At 64.7% G+C, this 11864-nt stretch carries 9 protein-coding genes; 6 read left to right on the top strand and 3 right to left on the bottom strand.

Going from position 1 to position 11864, the window contains the following annotated elements; genetic code table 11:
* From mnmE to IC50_RS27295, 5 genes are all read left to right on the top strand, one after another.
* A partial coding sequence (gene mnmE, locus IC50_RS27315; RefSeq protein WP_035712010.1) for a tRNA uridine-5-carboxymethylaminomethyl(34) synthesis GTPase MnmE occupies window positions 1–1219 on the top strand: 1219 nt, incomplete at its 5' end.
* 349 nt (window positions 1220–1568) lie between these two features.
* A complete protein-coding gene (gene mnmG / locus IC50_RS27310) occupies window positions 1569–3449 on the top strand; it encodes a tRNA uridine-5-carboxymethylaminomethyl(34) synthesis enzyme MnmG (protein WP_035712005.1) in 1881 nt (626 codons plus the stop codon).
* A 55-nt stretch (window positions 3450–3504) separates the two neighbouring features.
* On the top strand, window positions 3505–4224 hold the full coding sequence (gene rsmG / locus IC50_RS27305) for a 16S rRNA (guanine(527)-N(7))-methyltransferase RsmG (RefSeq protein ID WP_440588148.1): 720 nt from the start codon (window positions 3505–3507) through the stop codon (window positions 4222–4224).
* Window positions 4225–4252: 28 nt separating this feature from the next.
* Entirely contained in the window at window positions 4253–5119 is an 867-nt protein-coding gene (locus tag IC50_RS27300; RefSeq protein ID WP_035711999.1) for a ParA family protein, read from the top strand.
* A 149-nt stretch (window positions 5120–5268) separates the two neighbouring features.
* The gene (locus tag IC50_RS27295) at window positions 5269–6156 is read left to right on the top strand and encodes a ParB/RepB/Spo0J family partition protein (RefSeq protein ID WP_035711996.1); all 888 of its coding nucleotides are present in this window, start codon (window positions 5269–5271) and stop codon (window positions 6154–6156) included.
* 147 nt (window positions 6157–6303) lie between these two features.
* Here the strand turns inward: IC50_RS27295 and holA are convergent, their stop codons facing one another.
* From holA to leuS, 3 genes are all read right to left on the bottom strand, one after another.
* Window positions 6304–7332, bottom strand: a complete 1029-nt coding sequence (gene holA / locus IC50_RS27290; RefSeq protein WP_035711993.1) for a DNA polymerase III subunit delta — start codon at window positions 7330–7332, stop codon at window positions 6304–6306.
* A 109-nt stretch (window positions 7333–7441) separates the two neighbouring features.
* Window positions 7442–7993, bottom strand: coding sequence for an LPS assembly lipoprotein LptE (gene lptE, locus IC50_RS27285; RefSeq protein ID WP_035711990.1), 552 nt, complete (start codon window positions 7991–7993; stop codon window positions 7442–7444).
* Window positions 7980–10604, bottom strand: coding sequence for a leucine--tRNA ligase (gene leuS / locus IC50_RS27280; RefSeq protein ID WP_035711987.1), 2625 nt, complete (start codon window positions 10602–10604; stop codon window positions 7980–7982). The genes lptE and leuS overlap by 14 nt, the downstream gene beginning before the upstream one ends.
* 192 nt (window positions 10605–10796) lie before the next feature.
* Here leuS and IC50_RS27275 point away from each other — a divergent pair, with 192 nt between their 5' ends.
* A complete protein-coding gene (locus tag IC50_RS27275) occupies window positions 10797–11843 on the top strand; it encodes a GGDEF domain-containing protein (RefSeq protein WP_193374158.1) in 1047 nt (348 codons plus the stop codon).
* Window positions 11844–11864: the final 21 nt, after the last annotated feature.

The raw sequence follows: 11864 nt of genomic DNA, 5'->3' as shown, positions 1-11864 counted from the left end.
GGCGAGCCGCCGGTTGCTCCGCGACGGCGCAGGCCAGGCGATCGACGATGCCGTCGTGCTCTGGTTTCCGGGACCGGGCAGCGCGACCGGCGAGGACGTCGCCGAATTTCACGTCCATGGCGGCCGGGCGGTGCTGGCGGCGCTCTTTGGACAAATTGCTAATATTCCGAATTCGCGCGCAGCCGAGCCGGGCGAGTTCACCCGGCGCGCCTTCGAGAACGGCAAGCTTGATTTGACTGAAGCCGAGGGACTCGACGATCTCATTCATGCCGACACGGACCGCCAGCGCCGCCAGGCGCTGCGCCAGTTGCAGGGGCTGCTCGGGGATCGCGCGCGCGACTGGCGCGAGCGGATCATCGAGGCATCCGCGTTGATCGAGGCCGGCATCGATTTTTCCGATGAGGGCGACGTGCCCAAGGAGTTGAGGGCGCCGGCGGTGAAGGCGATCGAGGCCCTTCACGATGAAATCGCAAAAGTCCTTGCGGCACAGGGGCATTCTGAACGCCTGCGCGACGGCCTCGTGGTTGCGATCGCGGGCGAGCCGAATGTCGGCAAGTCCACGCTGATCAACCAGCTCGCCCGCCGCGAAGTCGCGATCGTCTCGCCCTATGCCGGCACCACGCGCGACGTCATCGAGGTGCAGCTCGATCTCGACGGCTATCCCGTCACCGTCATCGACACCGCCGGTATTCGCGAGACCGATGACCCCGTGGAGCAGGAGGGCGTGCGTCGGGCGCGGGCGCGAGCCGAGGATGCCGATCTCGTGCTGTGGCTGGTCGAGGGGGAGCAAGCCCCCGATCCGGACGCGGTGCGGTCACTTCGGAAATCGGAAGGCGGCGATCGATCAGAGGGGGCGGTCTGGATCGTCCGCAACAAGATCGATCTTGGCGGGGGCGGGGGACCCCGGCCGAGTGGTGAGTTCGGGATCTCGGCGAGTCGGGGTGATGGGATCCCCGAACTGATGGATGCGCTGGTAAAATTCGCTTCGGAGTTTTTCGGAACTACCGAGGGCGCCCTGGTGACCCGGGCCCGCCAGCGCGACGTGTTGAGCCGGGCCTCAAACAGCTTGCACCGGAGCCTTGAGCTTGTAGAAGACGGCGAGGAGCTCGCCGCCGAAGAACTGCGTGCTGCTGCTTATGCCCTGGGCCGGCTGCTCGGCCGCGTGGACGTCGAAGACGTCCTTGGTGCCATCTTCCAGAAGTTCTGTATCGGAAAGTAGAGCTAGTTCTTCATTGTAGAACTAGCCCTTGTTCCATTGTTTGCGTTTCACGTGAAACGCGTCGTTGCGGTGCAATCCAGCTTATCATTTCCAGGTGCAGGTGAGACCGTCGTTTTCCAGTCGGCGATGACGCTGCAGGAAGATCACTCCGAGCTTTTGGGAGCCCGTTTCCTGTCAGTGAGCCGTTTTGTTTCACGTGAAACGGGTGTCCTTTCAACGCTTCCTCTACTGTGCATGGGGTTGTTTTCGCAAGATTGAATTGGGCCGAGGAACCGTGTTTCACGTGAAACACTCCCGCTTTCCCAGTTTCCTCTTCCGGCTTTCTCGCCTCTGAGCTAGAAATCCGCCCATGCGAACGGAGCGAGAGAGTTTCGACGTCATCGTGATTGGCGGCGGCCACGCCGGCTGTGAGGCCGCAGCTGCTGCCGCGCGAATGGGTGCGGCGACCGCTCTGGTGACGCACCATTTCTCGACCGTTGGCGCGATGTCCTGCAATCCTGCCATCGGCGGTCTCGGCAAAGGCCATCTGGTTCGCGAAGTCGATGCTCTCGATGGTCTGATGGGCCGCGTCGCCGATGCCGGCGGCATCCAGTTCCGTGTTCTCAATCGCCGCAAAGGCCCCGCTGTTCGTGGTCCGCGCGCCCAGGCAGACCGCAAGCTCTATGCGGCTTCCATGCAGACCGCCATCCAGGAAACCAAGGGTCTTGCGGTCATCGAAGGCGAGGCCGACGAGCTGATCGTGGCCGAAGGGCGCGTCACAGGTCTTCGCCTGGCGGATGGTCGGGAGCTTCGGGCAGGGTCGGTTGTGGTCACCACCGGCACATTCCTCCGCGGTCTGATCCATCTCGGCGAGAAGAGCTGGCCGGCCGGCCGTGTCGGCGAGGCGCCCGCCATGGGTCTTTCCGGCTCCTTTGAGCGTGCCGGCTTCACCCTCGGACGGCTCAAGACCGGCACTCCGCCACGTCTGGACGGGACCACGATCGACTGGGCCGCCGTCGAGATGCAGCCCGGAGACGAGCCCCCGGAGCCGTTCTCGGTTATGACGGAGCGGATCACGACCCCGCAGATCCAGTGCGGGATCACCCGGACCACGGCCGCCACCCACGAGGTGATCCGCGCCAATGTCCATCGTTCTCCGATGTACTCAGGCCAGATCAGGAGTTCCGGGCCGCGCTATTGCCCCTCGATCGAGGACAAGATCGTCCGCTTCGGCGACCGCGACGGCCATCAGATCTTCCTGGAGCCGGAAGGGCTCGACGATACGACCGTATATCCCAACGGGATCTCGACCTCGCTGCCGGAGGAGGTCCAGCTTGCGATCGTCGCCAGCATTCCAGGCCTGGAGCGGGTGAAGATGGTCCGCCCGGGCTACGCCATTGAATACGACCACATTGATCCCCGAGAGCTCGATCCGACCCTCCAAACCAAGCGCCTGCGTGGTCTGTTCCTGGCCGGGCAGATCAACGGCACCACGGGGTATGAAGAGGCCGCCGGGCAGGGCATCGTGGCCGGCCTGAACGCTGCGCTCTCCGCCAGTGGGGCCGCGCTGACGGTGTTCGACCGGGCTGACGGCTATCTCGGCGTGATGATCGATGACCTCGTCACCCGCGGGATCAGCGAGCCCTATCGGATGTTCACCTCCAGGGCTGAATATCGTTTGACGTTGCGGGCCGACAATGCGGACCAGCGCCTGACCGAGAAGGGAATCGCCTTGGGATGTGTCGGCAGTGCTCGAATCCGGCACCACCGTACCAAGATGCACGCCCTGAACGCAGCCCGGACGCTGTCGAAGTCCCTGAGCATCACTCCGAACGAGGCGATCAAGCATGGCCTGTCCCTGAACCGGGATGGCCAGCGGCGGTCGGCCTTCGAGTTGATGGCGTATCCAGACATCGCCTGGAGCCAAGTCCGCGCGATCTGGCCGGAGCTGGCGGCGATTGATCCCGTCATTGCAACCCATCTCGAGATCGACGCGAAGTACGACGTCTATCTGGAGCGCCAGACTGCCGACGTCGAAGCGTTCCGGCGCGAAGAGGGGATGGTGCTGTCGGACATCGATTACCAGCAGGTCCCGGGTCTCTCCAACGAGGTCCGTGCCAAGCTGGAGAAGGCGCGGCCGTTCACCGTTGGCCAGGCCGGCCGGATCGACGGCATGACGCCGGCGGCACTCGGTATCCTCGCGGCCTACCTCCGCCGCGAGGCACGGAAGACCTCGAAGGCGATCGCGTAGGCACGTGAAACAGCGCGGGCCGGGCGGCGGCAGATCGTCATCAGGAAAGAGCGCAATGGGTGAGGGGGCTGGCCGGCGAACCGAACCGCCGGCCAAGCCGAGGATCGACAAGGCCAGCGCCAACGATCAGGCACTCGACTCCATCATCGCAGCCGACAAGATCGCGGCGCTCAAGCTTGCTCCTGTTTCACGTGAAACCGAGGCGCGGCTCGATCGCTACATCGCCCTGCTGCGCAAGTGGCAGGCTAAGACGAATCTGGTCGCACCTTCGACCTTGCCGCAGCTCTGGACACGGCACATCGCCGATTCGCTCCAGCTGGTCGATCTCGCGCCGACTGCAAAACGCTGGGCCGACCTCGGCAGCGGCGGCGGCTTCCCCGGCGTCGTCCTGGCCTGCGCCATGGCGGGGACGCCGGGCGCGAGCGTCCACCTCGTCGAGCGAATCGCCAAGAAGGCGGCTTTCCTGCGCGAAGCGATTCGCGTCACCACATCTCCGGGAGTCGTACATCTCGCTGAGATCGGGGATAATGTGGATAGAATCACCGGTCCCGTCGATTGCGTCACCGCGCGTGCACTGGCTCCGCTACATCAACTCATCGGCTTTGCGGAGCCGCTGATGCGCCAAGGCGCGAAGGCGCTATTTCTCAAGGGTCAAGATGTAGAGGCTGAATTGACCGAAGCCGCTAAATATTGGAATATTCAGCCTCGGCTCCACCAAAGTCGCACGGGTGATGGTTGGATCGTGCAGCTGAATGCCGCCGAACGGCGCAGCTGAGGCGTTCAGGGGTGAGTGGGGAATTGCGATGAGTGTGATTGACGAACCACAGCAAGAACAACCGGCCCAAGAGACCCATGAGGTCCCTCATGGCCACCCGCGCATTCTTGCGTTGGCGAATCAGAAGGGCGGGGTAGGAAAGACAACCACAGCGATCAACCTTGGCACGGCGCTCGCGGCGATCGGCGAGCGCGTCCTGATCGTCGATCTCGATCCGCAGGGCAACGCCTCGACCGGCCTCGGCATCGATCGCCGCAACCGCTCCTGCTCGACCTACGACGTGCTGGTCGGCGAAGCCGCCTTGCGCGAGGCGGTGGTCTCGACCGCGGTGCCGCGGCTGCACATCGCGCCCTCGACCATGGACCTCTCCGGCCTTGAGCTCGAGCTCGGCACCACGCCCGGCCGCGCCTTCAAGCTGCGCGACGCCATCGGCGCGCTCAACAACAACGTCTCGCCGGATGCCGACTACACCTATGTGCTGATCGACTGTCCGCCTTCGCTCAACCTGCTCACGGTGAACGCGATGGCGGCCTCCGACGCGATCCTGGTCCCGCTGCAATGCGAGTTCTTCGCGCTCGAGGGTCTGTCGCAATTGCTGCAGACGGTGGAGCAGGTGCGCTCGACGCTCAATCCGAACCTGTCGATCCACGGCATCGTGCTGACCATGTTCGACTCGCGCAACAACCTCTCGAACCAGGTCGTCGCCGACGTCCGGCAGTTCATGGGCGAGAAGGTCTACAAGACCATGATCCCGCGCAACGTGCGCATCTCCGAGGCGCCGTCCTACGGCAAGCCGGTGCTGGTCTACGATCTCAAATGCGTCGGCAGCGAAGCCTACTTGCGGCTTGCCACCGAAGTGATCCAGCGCGAGCGCGAGCTGCGCACGACGCATTGACGCGACGTTGACCGGTAGGATGGGTAGAGCGCAGCGAAACCCATCATCACACGCACGAACAGCGATGGGTTTCGCTTCGCTCTACCCATTCTACAAGTTTCGACAATTCAGTTCTGGAGTGCTGCACCGTGAATCCAAGGGAGCTGGCGATGGCCGACGAAGCGCGTTCGCGACTGGGCCGAGGTCTTGCGAGTCTGATCGGTGACGTCGGCGGCGAGGCTCAGCATGTCGATCGTCCGCGCGCGCAGCGCAAGGTGCCGATCGAATTCATCAAGCCCAACCCGCGCAACCCGCGCCGCACTTTTTCGGAGACCGAGCTCAAGGAGCTCTCCGACTCCATCAAGCAGCACGGCGTGATCCAGCCGATCGTGGTGCGTCCGGTGAAGGGCGCGCAGGACCGCTACGAGATCATCGCGGGCGAGCGGCGCTGGCGCGCCTCGCAGCTCGCGGGCCTGCATGACGTGCCGATCGTTCCGGTCGACATCAGCGACAGCGATGCGCTGGAGTTCGCGATCATCGAGAACGTGCAGCGCGAAGACCTCAACCCGATGGAAGAGGCGCAGGGCTATCACGCGCTCGCCAACGAGTTCAAACGCAGCCAGGACGACATCGCAAAGGTCGTCGGCAAGAGCCGCAGCCACGTCGCCAACATGATGCGGCTGACGAAGCTGCCGGCCGAGGTGCAGGCTTTCATCGCGACCGGCGAGCTGACGGCCGGCCACGCCCGCGCGCTGATCGGCGTGCCGGATCCGCTCGCCGCCGCCAAGCGCATCGTCGAGGAGGGTCTCAACGTCCGCCAGGCCGAGGCGCTGGCGCATGAAGAGGGCGTACCCGAACGCAAGCCCCAGAAGGCGCGCGCCACTGGGGGCAAGGAAAAGGACCCTGATACGCTCGACCTCGAAAGGCGCGTCAGCGACGCGCTCGGTCTCAAGGTCACCGTCAATCACCGTGATCCCGGTGGCTCCGTGCAGATCAATTACCGCAACCTCGATCAGCTCGACGAGGTGATGAAGCGGCTGGCGAAGGGCGCGCTGTAAGCCCGGCTCTCGTCCTCTGCGTTCGCTGGGCGAGACGAGTATGTGGCGCGCGTCTGCATCCACACCCGCGGAGGGACGCTGGGTTGCTTCGCTGCGCTCGCAATGACGAGTGGAGAGAGTTACGTCCGACGTGGAGGGAGCGAAAGCCTAACCCCGTCGCTTCGCGTTCGCGGCAATCGCCATCAGCGTACGCTGGGCGATTGCGGCGGCGAGGGTGGATTGCTTGCGGGTGTCGAGCGCGGTGGTCGCAAGCTGCTCGATGATGGCGGCGAGCCGCGCCGGGCTGAAATTGCGCAGCGCGGTTTCGACCTGGGGCTTTCGCGAAAAATGCAGCCGCGGAAAGCCACCGTCGAGCACGGCGGAGACCGGCGTGCCGTCTGCGATCGCGAGCGCGGATTTGTGCAGCCACGCGGCCTGCCGCTGTGCGGCGGAGATGATCACGCCGGGATAAGTGCCGGCGATCATCGCCTTGGCGAATTCGCTCTCGACGATGTCGGGCCGCCCGGCAAAGGCGCTGTCGACGATTGGATCGAGCTTCAGCTCTGAGGCATCGGCGACCACAGCCATGACATCGTCCAGCGTGACCTCGCCCTTGCCGTGGGCGTAGAGCGTCAGCTTGCGCAGCTCGTTGCGCGAGGCCTGGCGATCACCGCCGAGGAACGACATCAGCGCTGCGCGGGCGTCCTGCGCGATGCGCAAATTCGCGATGCGAAGCTCATCGTCCATCAGCTTGGCAAGATCGCGTTCGGTATCGGGATAGCAGCCGATCGCCACCGCCGTCTTGGCGCGCTCGCAAGTCTTGCGCAGCGGCGATTCCGGGCGGAGCTCCCCAGCCTCGATCACGATGCGGCAATCCTTCACGTTCATCTCGGCCAGCGTCTCGATGCCGCTGGCGAAGCTGCGCGAGCCGGCGCGAACGCGGATGGCGCGGCGGCCGCCGAACAGCGGCACCGTCATGGCCTCGTCGACGAGGCGCGAGGGCTCGGCGGAGAGTTCGTCGCCGTCGAGCTTGACCAGCGAGAACGGATCGTTGGGATCATCGACCGCCGATGCGATCAGCGCATCGGCGCGCTCGCGCACGAGGCCGGCATCGGGACCGTAGAGCAGGATGATCGGACGGCCCGCATCGGGGCGGGCGAGGAAGGCGTCGATCTCTTTTCCGCGCAGTGCGACCATGTGAGCTAACTGTCATTCCGGGGCGCGCGCAGCGCGAACCCGGAATCCAGAGGTTGGGGATCGAGATTCCGGGTTCGCCCTGCGGGCGCACCGGAATGAGAGGAATGAACTACGTTCCCGCGGTGAAGAACGAGGCGAGCCGGGTCGTGATGTTCTCGGCGATCTCGTTGGCGGCACGATCCTCGGCATCGCGCACGGCGCGGGTGCGCGAGAAGCGCTGATAGGACCCCGGCATGTCATAGGACACGCGTGAGAAGGTCGAGCCGGTCATGACAGACTTGCCGGTCACGACCTCGACCAGATTGTACTGGGCATCGATTCCGAGATTTTCGCTGGTCGGCAGTCCCGTCGTGGCGCTGACGATCAGCGAGGAGCGGGTGGTGGTGAAGCGGATGTCCAGCCGGTGGGTCGGCGGCATGCCCGTCGCCGTACCGTAAAGCTTGAAGGCCAGAGCGTTGCGGATTTCGACGCCGACGCGGGCCTCGCGCGAGGCATTGGGCTTGTTGATCGGGGGCAGCTCCACCCCCATCAGCTTCTCACGCAGGCCGGGGGTGCCGTCGGTTCGCTCGGCATACATCGGCTGGAAGCAGCCGGCCGTCAGCGCCGCCAGGGCGGCGACCGCCAGCAAGCGGCCTGCGATACGGATCCTAGCCGACAACATTCACGATCCTCTTGGGGACGATGATCACCTTGCGGACGGGCTTGCCATCCAGCGCCAGCTTTACCGCATCGAGGGCCAAAACGGCAGCCTCGATTTCCGGATTCTGGGCCGCTGTTGCAACTGTGACCTCCCCCCGCTTCTTGCCGTTGACCTGGACCACCAGGGTCACGCTGTCTTCAACTAGCAAATCGCGTTGGATTTGGGGCCAATTGGCCTCCGAAACCAGCCCCTTCTGCCCCAGGACCTGCCAGCACTCCTCAGCTAGATGCGGCATCATCGGCGAGAATAGCTGGACCAGGATCTGACTGGCCTCCCGGATCGCCCAAGCAAGGTCCGGGGCGGGCTGGACGGGTCGCTGCAGCACTTCCGAAAACGAATTGGTGAACTCGCGGATATGGGCGAGGCAGACGTTGAAGTGCAGCCGCTCGATACCGGTGGTGACCTTGTCCAGCGCGCCGTGGGCGGCCTTGCGCAAGGCGGTGGCGTCCGGGCCGAAGCTGGCCGGCAAGGCCGTCGGCGCAGCCTTGCCGAGCTCGACGGAATCGTTCACCAGCCGCCACAGCCGCTGCACGAAGCGCGAGGCGCCCTGGACGCGCTCGTCGCTCCAGATCACGTCGCGATCGGGCGGAGAGTCCGACAGCATGAACCAGCGGGCGACGTCGGCGCCGTAGGTTTCGATGATGTCGTCGGGGTCGACCGTGTTCTTCTTCGACTTGGACATCTTCTCGATCGGGCCGATCTGGATGTCTTCGCCCGACGTCAGCAACGTCGCGCGGCGCCCGTTGCCGCCGACCTCGATCTTCACCTCGGCCGGCTGCACATAGGTGCCGTCGGCCGTCTGGTAGGTCTCGTGCACCACCATGCCTTGCGTGAACATGCCGGCGAACGGCTCGTCCATCGCGATATGGCCGGTCGCCTTCATAGCGCGCACGAAGAAGCGGCTGTAGAGCAGATGCAGGATCGCGTGCTCGACGCCGCCGATATACTGGTCGACCGGCATCATCCGGTTGACGACCGCGGGCGTCGTCGGCGCGTTCTCGTTCCAGGGGTCGGTGAAGCGCGCGAAGTACCAGGACGAGTCCACGAAGGTGTCCATGGTGTCGGTTTCGCGCTGGGCCTTGCCGCCGCATTTGGGGCAGGTGACGTGTTTCCAGGTCGGATGATGGTCGAGCGCGTTGCCCGGCCTGTCGAAGGTCGCATCATCAGGCAGCTTCACCGGCAGATCGGCATCCGGCACCGGCACCACATCGCACTTCGGACAGTGAATGACCGGAATCGGACAGCCCCAATAGCGCTGGCGCGAAATGCCCCAGTCGCGCAGGCGGAAATTCACCTGGCGCTCGCCGACCGGCACATTGCCGCGCAGCTCGCTCTCGAGACGCTTCGCCACCTCGTCCTTGGCCTGCTCGATGGTCATGCCGTCGAGGAAGCGCGAATTGATCATGCGGCCGTCACCGTCATAGGCGGTGTCGGTGATGACGAACGACTTCGGATCCTGGCCTTCCGGGCACACCACCGGCGTGTTGCCGAGAGCGTACTTGTTGACGAAGTCGAGGTCGCGCTGGTCGTGCGCGGGGCAGCCGAAGATGGCGCCGGTGCCGTATTCCATCAGCACGAAGTTGGCGACATAGACCGGCAGCTTCCAGGACGGATCGAACGGATGCACCGCGCGGATGCCTGTGTCAAAGCCCTGCTTCTCCGCGGTGTCGATGATCTCCTGCGCGGTGCCGATCTTCTTGATCTCGGCGATGAACTCCGCGAGATCAGGGTTCTTCACAGCTGCGGCCTGTGCCAGCGGATGATCCGCCGAGATCGCCATGAATTTTGCGCCGAACAGCGTGTCGGGCCGCGTTGTGAAGATCTTCAGCTCGTTCTCGCCGGCGGGCGTTGTCGCCGGATCCAGCGCGAAGCGGATCAGGAGGCCCTCCGAGCGGCCGATCCAGTTGCGCTGCATCAGCCGGACCTTGTCGGGCCAGCGGTCCAGCCCGTCCAGCGCCGACAGCAGCTCCTGCGAGTACTTCGTGATCTTGAAGACCCACTGGTTCATCTCGCGCTGCTCGACCACGGCGCCGGAGCGCCAGCCGCGGCCGTCGATCACCTGCTCGTTGGCGAGCACGGTCATGTCGACGGGGTCCCAGTTCACCTTGCGCTTCTCGCGCTCGGCGAGGCCTTCGCGCAGGAAGTCCAGAAACATCTTCTGCTGGTGCTTGTAATAACTGGGATCGCAGGTCGCGATCTCCCTGGACCAGTCCAGCGACAGCCCGATCGAGCGAAGCTGTTTCTTCATCGCGGCGATGTTGTCGTAGGTCCAGGCCTTCGGGGCGACCTTGCGCTCGATCGCGGCGTTCTCGGCCGGCAGGCCGAAGGCATCCCAGCCCATCGGATGCAGCACGTTGAAACCCTTGGCGCGCATGAAGCGGGCCAGCACGTCGCCGAGCGTGTAATTCCGGACATGGCCGATATGGATGCGCCCGGAGGGGTAGGGGAACATCTCGAGCACATAGTATTTCGGCCGCGGATCGTCGTTCCTGGAGACGAAGATCGCCTGCTCGTCCCAGAGGCGTTGCCAGCGCGGTTCGGCGTCGCGGGCGTTATAGCGTTCGGAGGTCATGGAATCGTTGGGTTTTCGTGGGTTCGGCCGTCTCAAGACGGCGGACTAGGCCATAGAAGACCTCAGGGGGTCAATGGGTTGCCCGCGTTCTGGAACTTCGACCGCGCCTCCGCATAACTACGAGGGCCCACGTTGGGGTGGGATTAAGGGGTCGATGCCAATTTGCGGCCCGACAGGACCGCGTTACCGCAGATGCATTCCGGCTTTGACGATACCGATTACGACTATGCCGCGTCCATCGCCGGACGGGCGATGCGGAGCATGGCCGAGCAGCGGATTGCGCCGACTCCGGCCAATTTTGCGGTCTGGTTCCAGTATTTCGCAGGCAGCCATGACGATCTGCGCAACGCGATCGATCTCCTCATCGACCACAATCGCCCCTTCGATGCCCGAACCAATCAGGATCTGTTCGAAACCTACGTCGCGCCGCAGGTGGGTGCCGCCGTGGTCGACACGTCCGAGCGGTTGCAGGCGCTCATGGGGGTCGCGAAGGAGTTTCTGGCGACCGCGATCGCCGACAATCATTCGCAGATGCAGGTCATCAGCCAGGTGGCGGACCAGGGCAGGGCCGGTGTCGATCCAAAACTGCTGGTCGCCCAGCTCATGAACGAGCTGGCGCGGGCCGCCACAAGGGCGACGCGGCTGGAGGCAGGCTTTGCGGAGAAGACCCGCGAGCTCGACGTGATCCGCGATTCGCTGTCGAGGTCCGAGCAGCGCGCCCGGACCGACATGCTGACGGGGCTGGCGAACCGGAGGGCGCTCGACGAATTCCTGCGCAAGGCGCAGACGACTGCGGAATGGGGCGAGCCGCTCAGCGTGCTGATGCTCGATATCGACCACTTCAAGGCCTTCAACGACAATTTCGGCCACGGCGTCGGCGATCAGGTGCTGCGCCTGATGGCGAAGGTGCTGCGCGAAAAGGTTCGCGAGCAGGATCTGCCGGCCCGCTATGGCGGCGAGGAGCTGATTGCGGTGCTGCCGGACGCCGACCTTGGCGCCTGTGCCGAGATCGCCGAGCGCATCAGGCGCGCGATCGCCGAATGCACGATCACGCGTCGCTCGACCGGCGAGATCCTGCCCAACATCAGCGTGTCGATCGGCGTGGCGCAGTACCGGACCGGCGAAGCTATCACCGACCTGATCGAGCGTTGCGACCGCGCGCTCTATCTCGCCAAGGGCGGCGGGCGCAATCGCGTGGTGACGGAGGTCGAGCTCGAGCGGGCCGGAGCCGCCGGCTAGAGCGTTTCACGTTTTGACTGA

The organism is Bradyrhizobium genomosp. I (2014) (assembly GCF_000261685.1).
Classification (GTDB): Bacteria; Pseudomonadota; Alphaproteobacteria; order Rhizobiales; family Xanthobacteraceae; genus Bradyrhizobium.
This window is presented reverse-complemented; position numbering and strand designations above follow the sequence as displayed.